Source organism: Phormidium sp. FACHB-1136, from assembly GCF_014697375.1.
Classification (GTDB): domain Bacteria; phylum Cyanobacteriota; class Cyanobacteriia; order Phormidesmidales; family Phormidesmidaceae; genus Nodosilinea.
Genome location: NZ_JACJRS010000015.1, coordinates 22105 through 44643, shown reverse-complemented (window position 1 = coordinate 44643; position 22539 = coordinate 22105). Strand labels below are relative to the sequence as shown.

Below are 22539 nucleotides of genomic sequence, written 5' to 3'. Positions count from 1 at the left end.
TGCTATAGCCTAAGCGAACATTTTGCATCACGAAGCATTCAAAAAGGACTAAATACGGTGTTGAAGACGCTTTTTTCTGGTTTGTTGGTATCGGCCTGTTGTGTAATGGGTGTTTCGTCCTCGGCCTTGGCCCAGACCACCTCCGCCCCCGCCGAAACCCAACCCCAATCTACGGAAGATCTGGATGTAGACGACCTCACGGATGATCAGGCGGCGCAGATGGAGGCCATTTTTGATGCCTACGAGCCGCAGATTGCCGAGGCCACGGCCAACTATCTAGCCGCCCTAGAGATGATGAATAACCTGCTGGTGCCCACCACCGCAGACCTCGCCCTCAGCGATGCCCATGACCAAGTGCTGACCACCCGGCAAGCCCTCGATACCGTAGTTTTCGAGCGCAATCTAGCCCTGCGATCTGTGCTGAATTTAGATCAGCGCCAGGTCATCAACGACTATGTGCGGGCCTACCTGGGCCTTGCCCCCGCCGAACCCATGGCGGTTTTTCCCGAAAATTTGATCGGCCAAGATATCAACACCGTGCTGGACGAACTGTGGGCCGATGGCTGGGAAGTGATGGTAGAAATGCCGAGCGAAGTGCAGCTAGATCGGGGTGCAGAACAACTGGATTTGGCCCTAGACCGCAGCGGCCAAATCATTGATGTTCGCTTTTCTGACTAGGCCGATAGGAACCCCAACCATGACCCATCTCACCCCAATTATCGGCTTCGCTGCCGCCATCGCACTGCTGCCCACCTCAGCCAGCGCTCTCCCCTCCCTGGAGGAGATCAACGACCAACCTACAAGCCTGGAACCATGGCCAGAGGTCGTGGAATCGGTGCCTGAGACCGAGGTTGCTGAGGGAATAGCGGCGGAATTGTCTGAGGGAATGCCTGAGGATGAGTCACCTGCTGTCGTCTCTGCGGACGTAATGTCACCGGAGACCCAGGTTGCTGAATCGGCCCAGACGGCTGATGCAACCGCTGGGGAGTCCGTCAATCCTGAGGCCACTCCGAATTCTGACCTCAGTAACGAGGCCCAAGGGGCGGATCCCCGATTGACAGAGGATCCCTGGCTGCCGCTCTCAACCAGCAGTCGCGATCTGCAACGGACGGAGGCTTCCCTCGTGAGCGAGGATCTGCTGCCAACGCCCCTCGACCAGCCCCTTGATGTGGCCCAGACGACCGCAGAATCCTCCCCTTCGGATAAGTGGCACTTTTTGCTTACGCCCTATATCTATATTCCCTTTAGCATTTCGGGTTCAGCCAACTTTAATAACCTGAACAGTAACCAGGGCGGTTCCGGAGGAGGTATCAACTTTGACCTGGAACCCAACCAAATTAGAACGGCGCTACGCAATAACTTAAACTTCGCCCTCTTCAGTGGCTTTGAAGCCTGGAACCCGAATTATAAGCTTGGGATTCTATCCAACTTCGACTACGTTTCCCTGTCCACTGAGAGTACTGTGGACAGGGATGTGCGGTTTCCGGGGTTAGCGAACTTTATTCCCGCCCAAATCAATGCAGCCTTAACAACCCAACTCATGCGAGCCGACCTGGCTGGCAGCTATCGCTTTTACGACCCAGCGCGAGTGAATCCAGAGGGCATCCGTTCAGAATACGATCTAGGCCCCTTTGTGTTTGATGTGTTGGGTGGTCTGAGTTTAACCCAAGTGAATACCCGGCTCGGTTTGAGCACCAATTTGGGTGGTTCGGGCCAGTTTAACGACAGCCGCACCGTCGTATCGCCGCTGATTGGCGGTCGGGTGCGGTGGAATGCCAACCCTAAGTTCGCCCTAGTCGGAACGGGCACGATCTCTGGATTTGGCATTGGGGGGCTGATGCAGTACGGCCTTCAGGGTGGGCTTGATTGGATGTTCTCAGGCGATACCACCCTGGGGGCGGGGTATCGCTTCGGCTTCACCGACTACAACACTGACCGGGTTGACCTCAACATCGATCAGCATGGGCCTTATATCAATATCGGCTTCCGCTTTTAGGGAGTTGATCTGGGGTAAGGCGGACGGGGTGGGTTGCCAATGGCCTCCCCATCCCACGGTAAAGCTTGGCCTTGCTCTATCAGGAGAATCTACCCATGCAATCGGTGGTCTATCTCACTCCGTTTCATGGTTTCGCAATCTGAAATAGCAAACGACGATAAGGAACACGAATCATGACTTCAACCCATCCGGTGCCACGCCACATTCTGCCCATTCCTGACCAGACCCACTTTGGCATCACCACCTACGATGCCAAGGATCCAGATACCAAGTATCCCCCCATTCGCGATCTGCGCCCGCCAGCGGATGCCCCCAACGTGTTGGTGGTGCTGTTAGACGATGTGGGCTTTGGGGCCTCTAGTGCCTTTGGTGGCCCCTGCCATACCCCCACCTTCGAGAAACTGGCGGGGGAAGGGCTGAAGTACACCCGTTTCCACACCACCGCCCTCTGTGCCCCCACCCGTCAAGCGTTGTTGACCGGGCGCAACCACCATTCCGTGGGCATGGGCAACATCACCGAAACGGCTACGGCGGCACCGGGGCAATGTTCCGTGCGGCCCAACACCAAAGCGCCCCTGGCCCTGACTCTGAAGCTCAACGGCTACTCCACCGCCATGCTGGGCAAGTGCCACGAGGTGCCCGTGTGGCAGAGTTCGCCCATGGGGCCGTTTGACGCATGGCCCACCGGGGGCGGCGGTTTCGAGTATTTCTATGGCTTCATTGGCGGCGAAAACAACCAGTGGGATCCAGCCCTTTACGAAGGCACCACCCCCATCGAACCCCCCGCCACCTTTGAGGAGGGCTACCACCTGACCGAGGACTTGGCCGAAAAGGCGATTGGTTGGATCAGCCAGCAAAAGGCGCTGATGCCCGACAAGCCCTTCTTTATGTACTTTGCCCCCGGTGCCACCCATGCGCCCCACCATGTGCCCAAGGAATGGATCGAGAAGTACAAGGGCCAGTTTAGCCACGGCTGGGATCGCCAGCGGGAAATTACCTTTGCCCGCCAGAAGGAACTGGGTGTAATTGGCCCTGATGCCGAACTCACCCCTCGCCATGCCGAAATCCCCGCCTGGGATGAGATGGATGCCGCCTACAAGCCCGTGCTAGAGCGGCAGATGGAGGTCTACGCCGGATTTTTGGAGCACACCGATCACGCCGTGGGGCAGGTGATTTCGGCACTGGAAGACCTGGAAATTCTCGATGACACCCTGATCTACGTGATCATCGGTGACAATGGCGCATCCGCCGAGGGCACCATCCACGGAGCCTTCAACGAAATGGCCAACTTCAACGGCATGGCTGGGCTAGAAACGCCGGAATTCATGCAGTCCAAGCTGGAGGACTTTGGCGGGCCAGATTCCTACAACCACTACGCCGTGGGCTGGGCTTGGGCGATGGATACCCCCTACCAATGGACGAAGCAGGTGGCTTCCCACTGGGGCGGCACCCGCAACGGCACCATTGTTCGCTATCCCAAGGCCATTTCGGAGAAAGGCGGCCTGCGACACCAGTTTAGCCATGTGATTGACGTGGCCCCCACGGTGTTAGAAGTCGCTGGCATTCCTGAACCCACGATGGTGAACGGCGTGCTGCAAAGCCCCTACGAAGGCACCAGCATGGCCTACAGCTTTAACGATGCCAACGCACCAGAACGCCACGAAATCCAATATTTCGAGATGTTTGGCAACCGGGGCATCTACTACAAGGGCTGGAGCGCCATCACCAAGCACCGCACCCCCTGGGTGATGGTCGGTCAGCAGATGCCCGCCTTTGACGATGATGTGTGGGAACTCTACGACGGCAGCAAAGACTGGACGCAGTTTCACAACCTGGCGGCGGAAATGCCCGAAAAGCTGCACGAACTTCAGCGCCTCTTTTTGATCGAAGCCGTGAAGTACAACGTGCTGCCCCTGGATGACCGTCAGACCGAGCGTATTGACCCCGCCACCGCTGGTCGTCCTTCCCTGGTGAAGGGCGATTCGCAAATTTTCTTTGCGGGCATGGGCCGCCTGTCGGAAAACAGCGTCATCAGCATCAAGAACAAGTCCTTTTCGATTACGGCGGAAATTGAGGTGAAGGACAAACCCGTCGAGGGGGTGATCATCGCCCAGGGCGGCAAGTTTGGTGGCTGGAGCGTCTACACCAAGGAGGGCAAGCTTAAGTTCGCCTACAACGTGCTGGGTATCCAGGAGTTTTACGCCGAGGCCACAACCCCCATTCCCCAGGGCAAGCACCAAGTGCGGATGGAATTTGCCTACGATGGCGGTGGCCTCGCCAAGGGGGGCAACGTCACCCTCTACTACGACGGCCAATCCGTGGGCACCGGACGGGTTGAAGCCACCCAGCCGATGATTTTCTCGGCGGATGAAACCACTGACATCGGCTACGAATCGGGCACGCCCGTCACCCCCGACTACAACGCCCACAGCAGCAAGTTCACGGGCAAGATCCACTGGGTGCAGCTTGATGTGGGCAAAGACGACCACGACCACTTGATTACCCCCGACGAACGGCTACGGGTGGCCATGGCGCGGCAGTAGCTCTCGGCATCTCCCAGGGTTCTTAAAAAACCCTGGGAGTACTGAGCTAGCCCTGCAAACAAGCGCTTACATTCCTTGCCTACATCGCGTTCATCTGAAATTCGCTATAGGTTCACAAAGGATTGACATGATCTCTGACAAATACTGATTCTAATAGTGCTTTTTCAAGGTTTCGGAGGGTATTTCACCAAACATTTGTTTGTAGTCGCGGGAAAAATACCCCAAGTGGCAGAAGCCATAGCGAGTGGCGGATTCCGTAACCGTGATCGTAGTTGGGTGCGCTGTTTTGAGTAATTGATGAGCGGCTTTTAACCGGAGAATTTTTAGGTAGGACATGGGACTGATGCCAAACACTTCCTGAAACCCATAGCAAAGGGCGCGGCTACTGGTGCCTAGGGCTTGACATAGATCCGTAAGCGTTAGCACCTGATCTAGGTGGGATTGCATATAGTCATTTGCCTGCTTGACCAAGCAAGAACGGCGCAGGAACTTTGCATCATTTTGGGATGATGATTTAACGGGCAATGCAGCAATCAACAAAGGAATAAAGTCTTGCAAAATAATTTGTTGAAAGTCTTGATTTTGCAACTGTCCCGATTGTTTAATCAGTAAGGTATAAATCTGTCTTAGATAGGAACGTAAAGGAGTGAAAGAGTCTGCAATATAGGCATAATTGGTGGCCAAGAATTTACCATCCAAATCTAGGCGATCCATAGCCTGGGCATAGGCGTCAAAGAGATCTGGTTGAATGTAGACCGCACAGTAGAGGCAATTCCCTGGAAAGACCAGATCGGCCTTACGATTTGGATCAAAGCCAAACAAATAGTCCTCGTTGACCAGTCGATTATTTTCAATACCGTACTTTCCACCACCCTGGAGGATCATCGAAAAGCTTAAAAAGCCTGTCTGTTTACCCCCTGTGGCATAGAGGTTTCGATTGACATGATTAAAGCTAAATTGAACCGCACCGAGATTGAGGAAGGCAGACTGACATCGAAAAGGCTCACACTCCAGGGGCGTCAGGCGGACATCTTCGGGCAAGAAAGCCGCCAGTTCATCAATATCTCTAAAGGTATAAAGCGATGCAACGCTAGGGCCGACATCGTTCAGCAATTGAGATCCCAAGTTCTTCAGTGATGTCATGCCTCAGTCGAGTAATAGGGCAAGTAATCGGGCAAGTAATCGGGCATCTCCTAGAGAAAACGGCCCGCCAAGAGAGATACGTGATGATTTTGATAATTCTTAATGTTTCGTTTTTGTGATCTTGCAATTTTGGGATAGCCATCATTTTAGCGAACTTCTACGCTGGTGCCCTAGGGCCAAGGTATGAAGAATTCACGGATTCAAGGAATTCACGGATTCATTTTGTTTAATGTTGCTCGGCTGTGTCGTGCGGTTTAGACCTAGCCCTAGCCCCCTTGCCTCTAGCCACGGACGATGAATGGGAGTAATGCCTAGCATGAAAAAATTGAGTCTCTTGGTCGCTTTTATGGCGGCCCTTTTGGTGGGAATCCGGGGATGGTTGCCCCTAGGGGCGATGGCCCAGGAACCGCCGCGCCCCAATATTCTCTACATCATGGCCGATGACCTGGGCTGGAAGGATGTTGGGTTTCACGGGTCTGATATTAAAACCCCCAACCTAGATCGGCTGGCCCAAACGGGCGTCCAGTTGGAGCATTACCACGCCCATCCCTGGTGTACGCCGTCGCGGGCGGCCCTGATGACGGGGCGATATCCCTTCCGCTATGGGTTGCAGACCATCGCGATTCCCTCGGCGGCGACCTACGGGCTAGCCACCGATGAATGGATCTTGCCCCAGGCGCTGAAGGAAACGGGCTACAAAACCGCCATTGTGGGCAAGTGGCACCTGGGCCATGCCGATTTCAAATACTGGCCTCTAAATCGGGGGTTTGATTACCAATATGGGCCAATTTTGGGCGAAATCGACTACTTTACCCACGCCGCCCACAACCAGGTGGATTGGTACCGCAACCATGAATTGGTCAACGAAGAGGGCTATGTCACCACGCTGTTGGGGCAGGATGCCGTGAAGCTGATCGACGAGCACGACGCCAATACTCCGCTATTCCTGTACCTCGCCTTTACTGCGCCCCACGCCCCCTACCAAGCCCCGGAGGAGGCTCTGGCACAATACGCCAATATCGAGGATCCTAGCCGCCGCGCCTATGCCGCTATGATCACGGTTATGGATGAACAGATTGGCCAGGTCGTCGCAGCGCTGGAACGGCGTGGAATGCGGGACAATACGCTGATTGTTTTCCAAAGCGACAACGGTGGCCCCCGTTCGGCTGCGGTTACCGGGGAAGTGGATACCTCTGGGGGCACCATTCCTGCGGATAATGGCCCGTTTCGTGGCGGCAAGGGATCGCTCTACGAAGGAGGTACTCGCGTTGTGGCCCTCGCCAACTGGCCAGGACGGATCGAACCTGGATCTGTGGCAAACCAGCCCATGCACATCATTGATTGGTACCCAACCCTCGCCAACCTGGCTGGGGCATCCCTCAATCAAACCAAACCCCTGGATGGGCTAAATATCTGGCCAGCCCTAGCCGAGGGGCAATCCCTCGACCGCGAAGCCCTAGGCTACGATGTTGAGCCTTTCCGCGCCGCCGTCCACCAGGGCGACTGGAAACTGGTTTGGCAAATTACCATCCCCTCCAAAACCGAACTGTTTAACCTTGCCCAGGATCCTAGCGAGGAAACCAACCTGGCGGATCGCAACCGTCGGATGGTGAACCGACTCAAGCAACGGGTCGAAATGGCATCCCAGGAAGCTGAATTCCCGCTGGTGCTAACGGAAGCCCTGGGGGCGGCGAAGAGTGCGCTGTTTTCCTCCGTTGCCACCCCAGAGGAAGCCGAGGCCATCGACAACCTACCGTAACGCCTACTTCTGTGAGCCAGTCCGCCGCCTTACCGATTTACCGATCTATCCAGGGCTTGATGGCGGATTGGTTCATCGGAGGGCTGGCTGACCGACCAACGTCGAAGGCTCTATCCCCAAGCCACGGCCCGTAGAGAGAGGGGAGCTAGAAATCGGGGCTTTCTTCCCCAAGAAAACCTTCTTTAACGAGAAACATCATGAGCAATATGAATCGTCTAAAACCTATGAGTAGCACGTCCCTAGCGCTTGGTATGGCCTTGAGTTTAGGAGCAGTCATCCTGCCCCCCGCCCAAGCCCAAGACCTCGACCCCAACGCCACCGAAGTCTTGCAGTTCATGTCCGACTATTTGGCGGATTTAGACACCTTCAGCGTCAACAGCGACATTGATTTTGAAGTCATCGCGACTAACGGGCAAAAGCTGCAATTTAGTAGCTATGCCTCGGTGTTGCTCAATCGCCCCAATGGTCTCCATGTCCGCCGTCAGGGGCCATTGGCTGATGTGGATATTTTGTTTAACGGTAGCCAGATCACTGTGTTTGGACGACGGATTAACGCCTACGTGCAGCAAGCCTTCACGGGCACCGTGGACGAGGCCATTCTGGCAGTGGAGGCCGACACGGGCATTCCCTTTCCGGGGGCCGACCTGCTGTTTAGCAACCCCTACGAGGTGCTGATGGAAGGCGTGACCAGCAGCCAATACCTCGGCACGGGCTACATCGACGGGGTGGAAGTTCACCATCTGGCCTTCCGGGAGGACGATGTGGACTGGCAAATTTGGGTGCGAACCGGGGATGTGCCCCTGCCCATGAAGTACGTGATTAGCACCAAGTGGGTGACGGGTTCGCCCCAGTACGAAACTCGTCTGCGCGACTGGAACACCAACCCCTCCGTCAGCCAGAATGCCTTTACCTTTACCGTTCCAACCGGGGCACGGCAACTCGAAGCCCTTCCCCCCAGCCAGCTCGAAGACTTTCAGGAGGCTGAATAATGCTACAGCAACCGATGATGAAATCTGCCCTGCTGAGCACCGTGGCCCTGCTGACGGTGAGCGCTGTCGCCGATGGACTGTTTAACAGCCGCCTAGTCACCCAGCGGGCCGAAGCCGTGGTGGGTGCCCCCGCCACTCCCGTCAGTGTGGCCGGATCAGCCCGACGCACCACACGGCAGGTAATTCGGAGATCGACCATCTACGTCGCCAGTCTGCCAGTGGGCTGTTCCACCGTGATCATCGAAGGGGTGAGTCTCTACTCCTGCGGTGGCACCTACTACGAACCCTACGGCGATCAGTACGTGGTGGTGTATGTCGAGTAACCCCAGTTAGAGATAGCGCCCTCGCCTGGGCAGGTTGCCCGTTCGCGAAGCGTTTTGCAGCAAAGGTCGGGGTGAGTCAACCGTTTGAATTTGGAGATTTAACCATGAACTCAATGCAGCGTTTAGCAATTGGAGCCTGTGGGCTCCTCGCGGCGGGAGGTGTGATGGAGGGCGTGTTCAGCGGTGGGCTGACGCAACCAGCAGCGGCGGTGGTGGGTCGGCCTGCTACCCCGGTCAGCGTGGCGGGGGCGGCTCGGCGCACCACAAGGCGGGTGATCCGACGATCCACCATCTACGCGGCGACCCTACCCGTTGGTTGTTCTAGCATCTACATCGATGGGGTGATGGTCTACCAGTGTGGGGCCACCTATTATCAGCCCTACAACAACCAGTACGTCGTGGTGTATATCGATTAGATTTTGCTCTCCTAAAAAGCCTGATTTCTGTCTTCTGAACACGTTCTTAAAAGGCTTTCCTATGTTGATTAACGACCTTGCAGAAATCCGTAACCTTGCCAAAGAAGCCTACATCTATGGCTTTCCGATGGTAGACAGCTATCGTATCCAGCACGCCTATTTTGTTGATGCTCAAAACCCTGAATACAAAGCCTCCTGGAACCATCTCCGCAATATTGCCCGCGTGTTTACGCCGGAGGATAAGGCTGTTCAGACCCCCAACTCCGACACGCCCTACTCCATGGCGGGGCTAGATTTGCGGGCAGAACCAATTGTGATCACCGTGCCAGAGTTAGAGCCGGAACGCTATTTCAGCATCCAACTAGTGGATTTGTACACGTTCAATTTCGAGTACATCGGTAGCCGCGCCACGGGCAATGGCGGCGGCGTGTTTGTGATTGCTGGCCCCAATTGGCAAGGCGAAACCCCCAGCGGCGTCAGCAAAGTGATTCGCGCCGAAACCGAGTTTGTCCAGGCGATCTATCGCACCCAACTGTTTAATCCCGCCGATCTCGATCAGGTGAAGGAAATTCAGGCCCAATACCAACTTCAGCCGCTGTCGGAATTTTTGGGACAATCCGCTCCAGCCAGTGCCCCCCCGGTTGCGTTTGTGCCGCCCCTCACCCCCGATGCCCAGAAGACCTCCCTAGAATTTTTCGGCATTTTGAATTTTCTGCTGCAATTTTGCCCCCCGGTACCCTCGGAAGTGGACTTGCGATCCCGGTTTGCCCAAATCGGTGTGGAGGCAGGGCAGGGGTTTTCGGCGGATGCCCTTGCCCCGGAGGTGAAAGCAGCCATGGCCCAGGGTGTGGCCGATGCCTGGGCCGAATTTGCGGCCTTGAAAAAACAGGTTGATGCCGGACAAGTCACCTCCGGCGATCTGTTCGGCACCCGCGACTATTTGCAGAACAACTACCTCTACCGGATGGCGGCGGCGGTGCTGGGCATCTTTGGCAACTCCAAGCAGGAGGCCATGTACCCCTTCTACACCGTCGATGCCGATGGCCAGCCCTTGAACGGAGCTAACCGCTACACCCTGCACTTTGCCGCCGATCACCTGCCCCCGGTGAATGCCTTTTGGTCGCTGACGATGTACGAACTGCCCGCTAGTTTGCTGGTGGCCAACCCGCTCAACCGCTACCTGCTCAACTCGCCCATGCTGCCCCAGTTCCAGCGCGATGCCGATGGTGGACTGACGTTCTACATTCAGACCGAATCCCCCGGTGCGGATCTAGAGGCCAACTGGCTCCCGGCCCCCGCTGGCCCCTTCTTCTGCGCCATGCGGCTGTACTGGCCCAAAGCAGAAGCCCTTGATGGCACCTGGACGGCTCCTGCCATGCAGCGGATCTAGGGGTTCTGCACTCCTCAGCCGCACCTTGTGGGCACCCCCACGTAGAACCCTGGGATCTGAATTGGCCAAGATCCCAGGGTTCTGCACCCCTCAGCCGCCATTGGAATGAATCCCTCGATAGAAATAAAATCCTAGGATCTCTGCAACCACAAGCCTGCACTCTCCCCATGCAAAACTTCACCAAAACCACTGGCCCCCAGCAAAGCCTAATCATGGCACTGGGCACGATCATCGGCGTCGGCCTCACCCTGGGCATCGTCACCCAGTTGCCCTTGGCCCAGGCCACGGTGCTGACTTCCTTGGGCATGTCTGGCCTAATTGTGGCCTGCGCCTATATCTCGCGGCCCGTGTACTGGTGGATGGCCGTAGGGGCAATTGCGGGGATGATCCTGGGGATAGGAGGCATCTTGGCTGGGCACATGGCCGCCGAAAAGGAACCCCTGGGCCTCAATCTGCGGCTGACGTTTGTAGCGTTTCAAGCAACGGCAGGATTCATTGCCGGGGTACTAGTAGGCCGAAGAACGCCCCAGGCTCACCTGCCAACCCTCAGAGAATTTATCTCCAGCCTCAGCGCCATCACCGCTGGTCTCTACGCCCTGATTGTCACCGGGCGCTTTTTGTGGGAAGGGCTGGATCCAGCCCGCACCCTCTCCAGCCGCCTGAGCACCTCCACCACCATTTTGATTACCCTACTAGCCATCCCCGGAGCCTTGGGCTATCTGCTGGGGCGACAGGGGAAAGGCGTTCATCCAAGCCGAGATCGCCCAGCGAAGTAATGGTCAAATTGCATAAGGTGGGCAGGACAGGTAAGTAGAACGCCCGATCATGATTTGGGGTGATCAATCATTCAGCTTAAGACAAACTACCCGGCACCGAGAGGGAACGGCCATTGTCCTGGGGTTTCAGGCCCAAAATAAACGGTAGGGCCGTTTTCACCCACTGGGCGATGGGGGTAAAGTTCGCGGCCTCGTCGCCGTAGCAGGTTTCTAGCATGTCGGTGTGGATGATGCCGGGATTGAGGGCCACCGCTGCCATGCCGGGGGGCAACTCCTGGGCAAAGGCTTGGGTCAGACCTTCAATGGCCCATTTGGTGGCGCAGTAGGGGGCAAATTCTGGCGAAGTGCCTCGGCCCCAGCCAGAACTATAGTTCACAAAAATGCCGCTGCCCCGTTGAATCATGGCTGGGGCAAAGCTGCGGAGGACGTTGACCGTCCCCAAAATATTCACCGTCACCACCGCCTCAAATTCCGCCACGGGCACCTGCCACAGGGGCGCAGGCTCGTTCACCAAGCCCGCATTGTTGATCACAAAATCCGGCACCCCCACCTGGTCTAAAACCGCCTCAGCCCAGGTCTGCACCGCCGCCGCATCACCAATGTCTACCGCCGTAAAATGCTGATCGGGATACTGACGCGCCAGTTCCGCCATCGTTTCAGCCTGTCGCGCACAGCCCGAAACCCGGTGTCCTTCGGCAATCAATGCCTCCGCCAAGGCCCGCCCTAGGCCACGACTTACGCCCGTAATCACGAAATGTTGGCCCATGGGATACGGTTTGCTCCGGTTTCGTCAGGCTCTAGTATAAGTTGCCGAGAGGGGCGTAACGGCTAGAAGCAAAAAGCCGGGGAGGCATCCTACAGGGGCCGCGACCGCTGGGGTTGGCGGCTATCCCAGGCGAGATCTAGGGCTTGGCGAAAGTCTTGCATGGCGGCGGTGGCCCTTTGGCCTAGTCGAATGCGGGTATGGCCCCGACCAATGTAGGCTTCTGCCAGATAGGGATCGAGGCCAATAGCTTGGTTGAAGTCAGCTAGGGCTTGGTTCCAGTCTTCTAGGAAATAGTGGGCATAGCCTCGGTCGCAGTAGGTGAGGGCATCCTCGGATTTGAGGGCTAGGGCTTGGTTAAAGTCGGCGATGGCGGCCAAATAGCGGCCCTGACGACTCAGAACTCGGCCCCGGTTGGCCAAAATGCGCCCACAGCTAGGATTAAACCTCAGCGCCAGGGTATAGTCGGCGTTCGATCCGTCCATGTCGCCCACCTGCGACCGCAACTGCCCCCGGCTGTCGTACAAATCCGCCAGCCGAAACCGTAGATTCAGGGGCACATCCTCCGCGACGGGGTCGGGGCTATCCAGGGCTAACCCCACCAGGGTTTGATTATAGGAATGATCTTGTAGGGCCGGATTGATGGCTAGCACCCTGGTATAGTCGTCGATGGCTCCTTGAAAATCCCCTAGCTCGTGGCGCAGCATACCTCGGTTAATGTAGGCTTCGGCGTAGTCTGGCTGGTGTTCGAGGGCTTGGTTGATATCGAGGACGGCCTGGTAATAGTTGCGGAGTTGAAAGTGGGCCACCGCCCGATAGTTGAGGGCTTCGGGGTGGCGGGGCTGCTGGGCTAGAAGGGTGGCGAAATCGTCGATGGCGTGCTGATAGGCCTGACGACGGTACTCGGCTAGGGCCGTGTGGGCTCCCTGCTTGAGGTAGGCCAACCCCCGCCAGAGTAAGATCTTTGGAAAGTAAGGCCGCTGGGTCAACACCACCGAAAAGTCGGCTATCGCACCCCCATAGTCCTCCATATCCAGTTTGATGCGCCCCCGATTGCCGTAGGCTTTTAGATCGGTGGGTTGCCGTGCAAGGGCTTGGTTTAAATCCGCCAGACCCGCCGCAAATTGACCTAGGGTGCGGTACAGGTTGCCCCGGTTAATGTAGGCATTGATCAAGCCAGGGTCGAGGTGCAGGGCCATCGAAAAATCCTCCAGCGCCTCCTGTGGACGTTGCAAGTCGCGGTAGGCACAGCCCCGGTTGTAGTAGGCTTTGGCACAGGCATCATCGATCCGAATCGCCTGGGAGAACAGTTCCAGGGCATCTTGGAAATAGCCCAACTTGGCCTTTTCAGTGCCAACCTTCAGGAGTTCGCTAATCATCATGGTATGGCTTCAGTGGCGACATTAGGACACCGTAAGCGACTTAACCTAGCCGCATCGGCTTAGCCGAACGGTTCACTCTGCGATATTCACCTGATAGTTGCGCAACAATACCCTACGCAAAAATACTCTTGTGGGCTCCAGCGATAGACCCATTATGTCGTATCTCCGCCAAAACGACCATGCCCTCCTCAACGGCTAGTCAAGGCTACGGAGAGCACAAGGTTACGAAGAATACAACGCTTCCCTAGACTCCGTAGATCACAAAGTCTCCGCCCCCTCACCCCCAGCCCCTCTCCCAGGGCGGAAGAGGGGAGCCGGAAACTGATCAAAGTATCTCTCTCACCTTGGGAGAGGGATTTAGCGATTATCTTGATTGTCAACTACTTGTGGCCGCGATAGCAGGCTGGGTGGGGGTTGTCTCCCCTGGGTTGCGCCAAGACTGACCCTGAGTGACCAGGGCATTGAGAATGCCCAACAACTTATGGGCGCAGGCAATCAAGGCCACTTTCTTGGGCTTACCCGCGTTTAACAAGCGCTGGTAGAACGGGGGATAATCACGGGGTTATGCTGCACCGCCACGAGGGCCGCCATGTAGAGGGCCGACCGCACTAAGGCTCGCCCCCCCACAATGTGCCGTTTACCCCGCAGTTTGCCACTGTCAAAGTTGAAGGGAGCCACCCCGACGAGACTGGCCAGCTTCTGGGTGGACAACTGGCCCAATTCGGGCCAGACCGCCAACAAGGTGGTGGCAATGACTCGACCGACCCCCGGCACACTGGACAGCCACTCATAGCGCTGTTGACGAGCCTCATCCGCCTGTCGCAGGCTGTCAATTTCTGCGTCTAGCGCCTTGATGCGTTGCTTCATCCAGTCGATGTGGGCTTCAATATCGGCGCGAGCACTTCGGTTCCGCACACGGTGCAATCGCCGCTGCTCGTCGTTGAGCCTCTCCACCACTTGAGCCCGTCGATGCACCAAATCCGACAGGGCTTCCTGCTCCTCGGACGCCAAGGGCTTCGGCAACGGCTGTAACGCCTCCCCAAAATGCGCCAACACCTCCGCATCAATCCGATCCGTCTTCGCCAATCGACCACAGGCTTTACTGAAGTCCCTCCCCCGTTTCGGATTAATCACCGCAACCGCGATCTCCTGGCGTTGCAGCACCTGCACCACCCCTCGCTCCATCCCCCCGTGGATTCCACGACCACTCCGGCTATCACGAAACCCGCTAACTCACCCACGAGTTCCTGCCACCCCGCCTCGTTGTTCGACACCTGCCAACGGCGACCCGACGGACGCAACGCGATATCCAGCTTGGCTTGACTGACATCAATGCCTACCCACTGCCGTACTTCTCCCATGGCGATACCTCATCAGTGGATGACATTTTCCCCGGTCTTGACAGCCATGCCCCACTCAACCTTGTTCGATACGGGTTCGTGACCCTGGCGATTTTTCGAGGTGTTGATGCATGACAGAACGGCGACCTGGACTAAATCTCGGTTTCTAGAACCTGGGGGAAAACGGTCTACCGTCCTGACTCTTAAGATACAAGGGGGATCCTCCAGAGTTTTGTTAGTAGCGACCCGATCTTTCTTTTCCTCCGCTGAATCAGCCGCCTAGTAAAGCGACTGCATCAACCGCTTGCGGTAGGTGGTGGTGAGGTCGTCCCCGTCGCCCAGCAGCTTAAACACCGTCAGCATGGCTTTGCGGGCACCGTCATTCCGAAACTGCCGATCCTGCTGCACGATGACCAGAAATTCGGCTAGGGCGGTGTCATAGTCGGCGGCAAGGGTCGCTTCGCAGGCCCGCCGATAGGCCAGTTCTAGGGGATTGTCCTCAGCGGGTTCGGCGAGGGTGTCGTGCAGGGCGATCAATTCCCGCAGCCCGTCCACCGCGTGGGCGATGGATCGATCCTCGGTGGGGATGAGGTCGATGTATTGGCGGGCTAAGTCCACCGATCCCTGGCCCAGATAAACCTGGGCCGCCGTCATCAACACGGCGGGGTTGTCGGGAAATTGGGTGAGCAGATCGGTCAGGGCCGCTTGGGTAGCCGCGACATCGCCGCTGGCCTGCACCGCATCCAAGGCGTCAAAGGCTTGGTCGAGGGTGGATTTCAGCCCCAGCTTGGTCAGCAATTCCCGAATTTGGGGCTCTGGCAGCACCCCCACAAAGCCCTCCATCACCTGCCCCTGGCTGACGATGCGGACATCGGGCACCCCCTCCACCCGAAAGGCCTTGGCCAGTTCAGGGTTTTGGTCAATGTCAATTTTGGCGACGGTGATGTCGTACTCCTGGGCCAGCTTTTCCAGCATGGGCTTGAGGATTTGGCAGGGGCCGCACCAGGTGGCGTAGAAATCCACCAGCACCACCTGATCGACGGACTGCACCAGCACATCGGTTTCAAAATTGGCTTGGGTAACGGTGATCGACTGTCCCATGGCACCAGCAACAACGGTTCCGGTTCATTACCTTAGCACCCCTAACTGCCGCAGTGTCCTAGAGGGGGCAGATAACCTGGCCGAGATTGGTACAATGGAGGTTAGATCCATGTCCTATCCCTGCGCTTCCAAGGGTGCGCTTGAATGTTTCGATCCATTGCGGCAACGATCTAGCCCCCTGCCATGCCCCCCAAGCCGTATGCTAAAACGCTGACAAGGTAGATGATTAGGTTGATTCGATTGATCGCCGCCCAGCCCGCCGAAACCCACCCCGGATTCCAGCCTCAACCCTACCATCAGGGGAGCCAACGTTTGCACACCATGGGGCTACACCAATGAAGCGTATTGTATTTATCCTAGGCGTCTTAGACGACGAAGATGTAGACTGGCTGGTCTCCACAGGGCAGCGACAGGAAATTCAACCGGGGGAAGTGCTGATCCATGAAGGCCAACCCTGCAACCATTTGTTTTTAATCCTCGATGGTTGCCTAGAGGTGTCGGTACAGGCGCTCAGCCAGCAGCCCATTGCCCAATTGGCCAGCGGCGAAGTGGTGGGGGAAATGTCTTTTGTGGATGGTCTACCCCCCTCAGCCACGGTCATCGCCCTAGAAAATACCGTGGTTTTGGGGATTCCCTGGGAACACCTACACCAACAATTGCAGCAAGATACCTGGTTTGCCTCGCGCTTCTACAAAGCCATGGCCATTCTGCTGTCCAGTCGGCTCCGGAGCACCGTCAAACATCTCCAAGGGGAGCATTGGCGACCCGTGAGCCTAGGCAACGAAACCGGCATTATGGACGAAATGGAGGATCTCCTCTCGATGGGAGAAATCCGCTTCGACTGGCTCCTCAAACGGCTACGCAATGCCCGATCCAACCCTTGGGAAGCCCTAGATCACCCCGAAACCGATGCGTCCCGCCCAGAATAAGACGACAACGAGGACTCCTAGGGCCAGGTTGCCATCTCAGGCAAAATCTAGAGGTACACTAGGAAACAATCGTTCCGATATCACTCTGTGAATCGCCCTGATGCTCAGGCCAAACCATTTTTCAGTGTTCGAGTATGGCATTACATAACAAGCTGAGTAATATTCTGATTGTTGAAGACAGCAAGGGCCGTCGCGAAATCGTCCTAGATGGGTCGGTCTATTCCATTGGCCGCGACCCGAAGTGCGATATTCGGCTGTCCTCTCAGTTTGTCTCTAGGCATCACGCCACCCTCGTGCAACTGCCGAAGGACGACGACACCTTCTACTACCGAATTGTGGACGGCAACCTGAAGGGCAAACCCAGCGCCAACGGAATGCTGATCAACGGGCGCAAACTACTGGCCCACGACCTAAAGAACGAAGACGAGATTGTGTTTGGCCCCCAAGCTAGGGCCATCTACTACCAACTCAAGCGCGATAGCCAATCTAGCCTCCCCCCCGACGAGTTCGACATCACCCTCATCAGCCCCAACATGGTAGAGGAAGGCGAAGAAGAACTCGAGGTCGATGAGAATCCGTTTACCTAATCCTAAATACGGCCTGCTTGCCCCGAGTATCAGCGGGCGAGGTTACCTCGTCCCTACAGTGATCTGAGGCCATGGCGATGGGCTACCCTAAAGCATGGCTCCAATAGCCTGACTGACGGTTTCAAACATGCGTTGGCAGTGGTTATCCTGCTGAAGGGGCAGCTCTTCATTTTTGACCACCAAGTTCACGCGGGCGGTGTTGGCGACTGAGGTGGGTTGGTTGATCATCACCTCAATGGTGGTGAGTTGGGCGAGGGCCACCTGGCCTGGTTTTTCTTTGGCGACAAAATAGTCTTTGTTGGCATACACCATGCTCAGCCCACAATCCTCTAGGGTTTGAACAATGGAAGATCCTAGACTTTGGGGGGTTTCGGGTTCAGAGAGGGTTAATAAGTTGGTATAGCGAGCCATAAAAACCTGTTGGTTGAACCATCACGTCATTGTTAACTGGCACCCTAGCTCTGATGGATTGGCCATCACTGTGTTAAGTTTCGCTGCGGTGCTGTATCAACGGCATCGACCTGATCTATGCCAGCCCTGCCTATGTATATCACAGATACCCTACGGATGTCCTCGGTTGGGCTACGGTTCTAGGCCCTCAGGGAGCCACCGAACTGAGGTTGCGTTGACGCCAGCATCCCCGGTTCGGTTCCCGCCCGATCTATGGTGGCTCTGTCCGGTGGCTATCTATGGCGAGGTTTCTCTACGGTGGGGTTTACCCCTGGTCAAGAACCGTAGATGACCCTAGGCGCAGAAGGATCCCACCAAGGGGCGATTATGTACTAGGAAAGCCGTTGGCACCCCGTGTTAGCCGATACAATCACTCCTATAGCTGATAGCTGGATTAGGATGGGCAAACTATGGCCAAGGCGCAGATATCGCTGGAGGATGAGCGGGCAAAACTGCTGGAACGCTATCACCAGATCCCAGCCTTTGATCGGGAACTGGTGCAGTTGTTCTCCATTATCTACACCCCCGTGGGCAAGACCAAGGTGGTAGATTGCCTCAATGCCTACCTGAGCCACAGCGGCCAAACGCTTAAGTACGACCTAGCCGCATTGAATCCCCATCTGACCCGGTTGATGAACCACGGGATCTTGGTGGCTGAAGGCGGACATGGTTCCCGGTGTCATCCCCTGCTGGTGGAAATGGTGACCCGCGATGCCCTAGCCCAGGGCACCTTTGAGACCATGGTGACGGTGGTGCAGGAGAAGCTGCCAATTCCAACGGCGAACTGGAACCGGAATCAGCGGTCATTCCAAAGCGAAGATCAGTTTCTGCGGGAGGTGCGCATTGGTCTCTATCGGGTGGATTGGGACTACATTGAGGCCCAGTTTGAGACCTACTACAACCATGTTTTTGCCACCAGCCGCATTTCCATGGCCCAGGTGTTTGAGCTAATTTGCAACAACCCCTTCGACCGGGAGTGGTTCCTCACCCTGAAAAAAGACCCCGACATCTACGAAGCGGCCCTGGGCAACCTCTGTGTCAACTCCATCCTGTCCCTCACCCCGGCGGAGGATGCCTTTGCCCTGCTGCATGAGGACTGTCAGCAAGAGGACTCCATGGCCTCGAACCAACTGCGGAATATTTGGATTCAACAACTGCTGATGCGGGGACGGCTGGCGGAGGCGGAAGCGGGGATTAAAGACCTGGCCCAGGATGCCCCGGAGGAGTCCCTTTTGTTGCAGGGCTGGCTCAGTTGTTTGCGGGGAGACTATGCCCAAACCCGCGAGCTAGGCCAGGTGGCGCTCAAGCTGCTGAAGAAGGCCACGGGCAAGCGCAAAATTTACTTTGATACCGTGCCAGGAGTTTTCCCGATATTGGCCCTGTTACAAGAGGGTAGTGCCGCCAGCCTTCGCACCGCAGAGGAATATGCCCATCCCATCGCCGAGCAGACCTATCGCCACTGGCTTGCTGTGACCCACGGATCCCTCGAAAAGGTGGCCCAGACCTTGCAGGGCAATACCACCGCCAAGGCCTACCTCACCAACACCCCCCTCAGCACCCTGGCTGATTCCCATAGCTTTGAGTCGTTGATCGATGCCCTCTGCCTGTACTGGGTGGATTTAGAAACGGCCCGTGATCGGCTTCCAAACCCGGTGAAGGATATTTACAAAGATGCCAAGGCCGCTGGCTACGACTGGTTCGCCCTAGAAGCGGCCATGATCCTAGCTCACCTTAACCCGCGCAGCCTCTACGGCAAGGAAGCCCCGACCCTGCGGGAGTCCACCGGAATTCAGCCCATCACCGAGATCATTAGCCCCAAGGAACCCTGGGAAATGGCCCTGACGGCGTTGATCGGCCTCAACTCCGGTCTGGCCAAGGCCGAAGGATCGGCGGCAGCGGTAGAAACCGAGTACCGGATGGCCTGGTTTTTGACGATGTATTCCGGCCAAAACTGGATGCTGCAACCGAAGGAGCAGAAAATCAGCGTTAAGGGCGGCTGGAGTCGAGGCCGAGCGGTGGCCCTGCATCGCCTGAAGTATAGCCTGTCGGACTTTCCCTACCTGACACCCCAGGATCGGGAGATTTGTGCTTGCCTAACCTCAGAATACGGTTCCTATGGGTCTACCAATTACTATTTCCTGGATAAGGTAATGCTAGCCCTAGTGGGGCATCCCCTGGTGTTTTGGGAAGACGCCCCCACGACGCCCCTGGAAGTCGTTAAAGGAGAACCCGCCCTAACGGTGAAACAGGGCAAAAACGGGATGCTTACCCTCTCCCTGACGCCGCCCCTAGAGGAACAGCAGTCCGTGGCGCTGATTAAGGAAACCCCCACCCGCGTCAAGGTGGTGGAGTTCACCAAGGAACACCAGCGCATCGCCACCATCCTTGGCCCCAAAAACGCCCTGGAGGTGCCGGAAAGCGCCAAGGAAAAGGTGCTAGAAACCCTCAATGCCATCGTCAGCCTGGTGACGGTGCATTCCGACATTGGCGGCGGCATCACCGACGCAGAGGAGGTGCCCGCCCAGACCATTCCCCATATTCACCTGCTGCCTGCGGGGGCTGGCCTCAAGGTGTCGTTGCTGACTCGGCCCTTTGGCGACGATGGCCCCTACTACCGACCGGGCAGCGGCGGCGAAATGGTGCTGGCAGAGGTGGGCGGCAAACGGCTGCAAACCCATCGCAATCTGAAGGAAGAGGAAAAGCTGGCCCGTGCCGTGGAAAAAGCCAGCCCCACCCTACAACGGTTGGAGGATGAGGCTGGAGAATGGCTGATTGAAGACCCGGAAGACTGCCTAGAACTGCTACTGGAATTGCAAGACCTGGGCGATCAGGCGGTGGTGGAATGGCCCGAAGGCGAAAAAATGCGGGTCGTCAATCAGGTGGGTCTGGGGAGTTTCAAGGTGCAGATTCAGCGTCAGCGGGACTGGTTTGCCGCCAATGGCGAACTGTCCATCAGCGATGACCAGGTGTTGGATATGCAGCGGTTGATGGCCCTCCTGGAAGCTTCCCCCGGTCGGTTCATCAAGCTGGCCGATGGGGAATTTGTGGCGCTGACCCAGGAATTTCGCAAGCGCCTCGATGAACTGCGGGCCTTCTCGGAAAACAGCGGCAAGGGCGTGCGTTTCCATCCGCTCGCCTCCCTGGCCATGGAAGACTGGATGGACGAGGTGGGCCAACTCCAAACCGACAAGCACTGGAAGGATCACGTCAAACGCCTAAAGGAAGCCCAGGATCTCAAGCCAGAACTGCCCTCCACCCTGCAAGCGGAACTGCGGGACTACCAGAGAGAGGGCTTTAACTGGCTGGCGCGGTTGGCCCACTGGGGCGTGGGGGCTTGCCTTGCGGACGACATGGGCCTGGGCAAAACCCTGCAAGCCCTGGCGGTGATCCTCACCCGTGCGCCGGAGGGGCCAACCCTGATCGTCGCGCCCACCTCCGTGTGCATGAACTGGCTGAGCGAGGCCGAAAAGTTTGCCCCCACCCTCAACCCCATTCCCTTCGGCAGCGGCGACCGTCAAAAAGTCCTGGACAACCTCCAACCCTTCGACCTACTGGTGTGCAGCTACGGCCTGCTGCAACAGGAAGAAGTCGCCAAAATGCTGGCGGAGGTGCAGTGGCAAACCATCGTGCTAGACGAAGCCCAGGCGATCAAAAATTCCGCCACCAAGCGATCTCAAGCGGCGATGAAACTCCAGGGCGGCTTCAAAATCCTCACCACGGGCACCCCCATCGAAAACCACCTGGGGGAACTGTGGAACCTGTTTCGGTTCATCAATCCCGGTCTGCTGGGTTCCCAGGAACAGTTCAACCAAAAGTTTGCCAACGCCATCGAGCGCAACCAAGACAAACAGGCCCGCAACCGTCTGAAGAAACTCATCCAGCCCTTCATCCTGCGCCGCACCAAAACCCAGGTGCTAGAGGAACTGCCCGCCCGCACCGAAATCACCCTCCAGGTAGAACTCAGCGCTCAGGAAATGGCCTTCTACGAAGCCCTGCGCCGGGAGGCCATCGCCAAACTCTCGGAACCGGGGGCCGAGGGCGGGGCCAAACACCTGCAAGTGCTAGCGGAAATCATGAAACTACGCCGCGCCTGCTGCAACACCCGCCTGGTGAAAGCCGAACCCAAGCTCCCTAGCGCCAAACTGGAAGCTTTTGGCGAAATTCTGGAAGAACTGCTGGAAAATAACCACAAAGCCCTGGTTTTTAGCCAGTTTGTCGATCACCTTGCCATCCTGCGCGAGTTTTTAGATCAGCAAAAGGTTCACTACCAATACCTCGATGGCAGCACCCCCGCCAAAGATCGCAAAAAACGAGTGGATGCCTTCCAATCTGGCCAGGGCGATGTGTTTTTGATTAGCCTCAAAGCCGGGGGCACCGGGTTGAATCTCACCGCAGCGGATTATGTGATCCACATGGATCCCTGGTGGAACCCCGCCGTAGAAGACCAGGCCAGCGACCGCGCCCACCGCATGGGCCAACAACGCCCCGTCACCATCTATCGCCTAGTGGCCCAAAACACCATCGAGGAAAAAATCGTGGACTTGCACAAACAAAAACGCGATCTGGCCGACAGCCTCCTAGAGGGCACCGACATGAGCGGCAAGATCTCCACCGACGAACTGCTGCGGATGATTAGCGAAGGATAAAATACG

Annotated in this window: 17 protein-coding genes and 1 pseudogene; 12 read left to right on the top strand and 6 right to left on the bottom strand. The window is 56.9% G+C overall.

Annotated elements, in window-relative coordinates:
- The first annotated feature begins 105 nt into the window (after positions 1-105).
- The 3 genes from H6G62_RS06850 (at position 106) to H6G62_RS06840 (ending at position 4539) form a co-directional block, all read left to right on the top strand.
- Positions 106-678 (top strand): Spy/CpxP family protein refolding chaperone, encoded by a 573-nt coding sequence (locus tag H6G62_RS06850; protein ID WP_190493371.1) that lies wholly within the window; start codon positions 106-108, stop codon positions 676-678.
- A 19-nt stretch (positions 679-697) separates the two neighbouring features.
- On the top strand, positions 698-1996 hold the full coding sequence (locus H6G62_RS06845; RefSeq protein ID WP_190493370.1) for a hypothetical protein: 1299 nt from the start codon (positions 698-700) through the stop codon (positions 1994-1996).
- A gap of 173 nt (positions 1997-2169) precedes the next feature.
- Positions 2170-4539: an arylsulfatase gene (locus H6G62_RS06840; protein WP_190493369.1), complete on the top strand. Its 2370-nt coding sequence runs from the start codon at positions 2170-2172 to the stop codon at positions 4537-4539.
- 150 nt (positions 4540-4689) lie between these two features.
- Here H6G62_RS06840 and H6G62_RS06835 read toward each other — a convergent pair whose 3' ends face one another.
- Positions 4690-5682, bottom strand: coding sequence for an AraC family transcriptional regulator (locus tag H6G62_RS06835; RefSeq protein ID WP_190493368.1), 993 nt, complete (start codon positions 5680-5682; stop codon positions 4690-4692).
- A gap of 346 nt (positions 5683-6028) precedes the next feature.
- Between H6G62_RS06835 and H6G62_RS06830 the strand changes: the two genes are divergently transcribed.
- The 6 genes from H6G62_RS06830 (at position 6029) to H6G62_RS06805 (ending at position 11335) form a co-directional block, all read left to right on the top strand.
- On the top strand, positions 6029-7441 hold the full coding sequence (locus H6G62_RS06830) for an arylsulfatase (protein WP_242051860.1): 1413 nt from the start codon (positions 6029-6031) through the stop codon (positions 7439-7441).
- Between the two features lie 224 nt (positions 7442-7665).
- Positions 7666-8430, top strand: a complete 765-nt coding sequence (locus tag H6G62_RS06825; RefSeq protein WP_190493366.1) for a DUF2092 domain-containing protein — start codon at positions 7666-7668, stop codon at positions 8428-8430.
- Positions 8430-8753, top strand: coding sequence for a DUF6515 family protein (locus H6G62_RS06820; RefSeq protein ID WP_199324799.1), 324 nt, complete (start codon positions 8430-8432; stop codon positions 8751-8753). Before H6G62_RS06825 ends, H6G62_RS06820 begins: the two co-directional genes overlap by 1 nt.
- Before the next feature lie 104 nt (positions 8754-8857).
- Positions 8858-9169 (top strand): hypothetical protein, encoded by a 312-nt coding sequence (locus tag H6G62_RS06815; RefSeq protein ID WP_190493365.1) that lies wholly within the window; start codon positions 8858-8860, stop codon positions 9167-9169.
- A 61-nt stretch (positions 9170-9230) separates the two neighbouring features.
- Positions 9231-10559: a DUF1254 domain-containing protein gene (locus H6G62_RS06810; protein WP_190493364.1), complete on the top strand. Its 1329-nt coding sequence runs from the start codon at positions 9231-9233 to the stop codon at positions 10557-10559.
- A 167-nt stretch (positions 10560-10726) separates the two neighbouring features.
- Positions 10727-11335 carry a hypothetical protein gene (locus H6G62_RS06805; protein WP_190493363.1) on the top strand — a complete coding sequence of 203 codons (609 nt, stop codon included), beginning with the start codon at positions 10727-10729 and terminating at the stop codon, positions 11333-11335.
- 76 nt (positions 11336-11411) lie between these two features.
- Here H6G62_RS06805 and H6G62_RS06800 read toward each other — a convergent pair whose 3' ends face one another.
- The 4 genes and pseudogenes from H6G62_RS06800 to H6G62_RS06785 form a co-directional block, all read right to left on the bottom strand.
- The gene (locus tag H6G62_RS06800; RefSeq protein WP_190493362.1) at positions 11412-12101 is read right to left on the bottom strand and encodes an SDR family oxidoreductase; all 690 of its coding nucleotides are present in this window, start codon (positions 12099-12101) and stop codon (positions 11412-11414) included.
- A gap of 89 nt (positions 12102-12190) precedes the next feature.
- A complete protein-coding gene (locus tag H6G62_RS06795; protein WP_190493361.1) occupies positions 12191-13480 on the bottom strand; it encodes a tetratricopeptide repeat protein in 1290 nt (429 codons plus the stop codon).
- Between the two features lie 376 nt (positions 13481-13856).
- Positions 13857-14841, bottom strand: a pseudogene (locus H6G62_RS06790) (IS110 family transposase).
- A 258-nt stretch (positions 14842-15099) separates the two neighbouring features.
- Entirely contained in the window at positions 15100-15921 is an 822-nt protein-coding gene (locus tag H6G62_RS06785; protein ID WP_190493360.1) for a tetratricopeptide repeat protein, read from the bottom strand.
- A gap of 335 nt (positions 15922-16256) precedes the next feature.
- Here H6G62_RS06785 and H6G62_RS06780 point away from each other — a divergent pair, with 335 nt between their 5' ends.
- Complete coding sequence (locus H6G62_RS06780) at positions 16257-16850, top strand: cyclic nucleotide-binding domain-containing protein (protein ID WP_190493359.1); 594 nt, start codon at positions 16257-16259, stop codon at positions 16848-16850.
- A 134-nt stretch (positions 16851-16984) separates the two neighbouring features.
- Positions 16985-17437, top strand: a complete 453-nt coding sequence (locus tag H6G62_RS06775) for an FHA domain-containing protein (RefSeq protein WP_190493358.1) — start codon at positions 16985-16987, stop codon at positions 17435-17437.
- An 87-nt stretch (positions 17438-17524) separates the two neighbouring features.
- Here the strand turns inward: H6G62_RS06775 and H6G62_RS06770 are convergent, their stop codons facing one another.
- The gene (locus H6G62_RS06770; RefSeq protein ID WP_190493357.1) at positions 17525-17848 is read right to left on the bottom strand and encodes a hypothetical protein; all 324 of its coding nucleotides are present in this window, start codon (positions 17846-17848) and stop codon (positions 17525-17527) included.
- A 449-nt stretch (positions 17849-18297) separates the two neighbouring features.
- Between H6G62_RS06770 and H6G62_RS06765 the strand changes: the two genes are divergently transcribed.
- Positions 18298-22533 (top strand): DEAD/DEAH box helicase, encoded by a 4236-nt coding sequence (locus tag H6G62_RS06765; protein ID WP_190493356.1) that lies wholly within the window; start codon positions 18298-18300, stop codon positions 22531-22533.
- Positions 22534-22539 lie beyond the last annotated feature (6 nt).

Excerpts from the sequence above, each read along its gene's own strand:
- H6G62_RS06805 (WP_190493363.1), top strand. The coding sequence starts at position 10,727 with ATGCAAAACTTCACCAAAACCACTGGCCCCCAGCAAAGCCTAATCATG.
- H6G62_RS06825 (WP_190493366.1), top strand. The coding sequence starts at position 7,666 with ATGAGTAGCACGTCCCTAGCGCTTGGTATGGCCTTGAGTTTAGGAGCA.
- H6G62_RS06765 (WP_190493356.1), top strand. The coding sequence starts at position 18,298 with ATGGCCAAGGCGCAGATATCGCTGGAGGATGAGCGGGCAAAACTGCTG.
- H6G62_RS06785 (WP_190493360.1), bottom strand. The coding sequence starts at position 15,921 with ATGGGACAGTCGATCACCGTTACCCAAGCCAATTTTGAAACCGATGTG.
- H6G62_RS06830 (WP_242051860.1), top strand. The coding sequence starts at position 6,029 with ATGGCGGCCCTTTTGGTGGGAATCCGGGGATGGTTGCCCCTAGGGGCG.
- H6G62_RS06795 (WP_190493361.1), bottom strand. The coding sequence starts at position 13,480 with ATGATGATTAGCGAACTCCTGAAGGTTGGCACTGAAAAGGCCAAGTTG.
- H6G62_RS06840 (WP_190493369.1), top strand. The coding sequence starts at position 2,170 with ATGACTTCAACCCATCCGGTGCCACGCCACATTCTGCCCATTCCTGAC.
- H6G62_RS06845 (WP_190493370.1), top strand. The coding sequence starts at position 698 with ATGACCCATCTCACCCCAATTATCGGCTTCGCTGCCGCCATCGCACTG.
- H6G62_RS06800 (WP_190493362.1), bottom strand. The coding sequence starts at position 12,101 with ATGGGCCAACATTTCGTGATTACGGGCGTAAGTCGTGGCCTAGGGCGG.
- H6G62_RS06775 (WP_190493358.1), top strand. The coding sequence starts at position 16,985 with ATGGCATTACATAACAAGCTGAGTAATATTCTGATTGTTGAAGACAGC.
- H6G62_RS06770 (WP_190493357.1), bottom strand. The coding sequence starts at position 17,848 with ATGGCTCGCTATACCAACTTATTAACCCTCTCTGAACCCGAAACCCCC.
- H6G62_RS06780 (WP_190493359.1), top strand. The coding sequence starts at position 16,257 with ATGAAGCGTATTGTATTTATCCTAGGCGTCTTAGACGACGAAGATGTA.
- H6G62_RS06820 (WP_199324799.1), top strand. The coding sequence starts at position 8,430 with ATGCTACAGCAACCGATGATGAAATCTGCCCTGCTGAGCACCGTGGCC.
- H6G62_RS06810 (WP_190493364.1), top strand. The coding sequence starts at position 9,231 with ATGTTGATTAACGACCTTGCAGAAATCCGTAACCTTGCCAAAGAAGCC.
- H6G62_RS06850 (WP_190493371.1), top strand. The coding sequence starts at position 106 with ATGGGTGTTTCGTCCTCGGCCTTGGCCCAGACCACCTCCGCCCCCGCC.
- H6G62_RS06815 (WP_190493365.1), top strand. The coding sequence starts at position 8,858 with ATGAACTCAATGCAGCGTTTAGCAATTGGAGCCTGTGGGCTCCTCGCG.
- H6G62_RS06835 (WP_190493368.1), bottom strand. The coding sequence starts at position 5,682 with ATGACATCACTGAAGAACTTGGGATCTCAATTGCTGAACGATGTCGGC.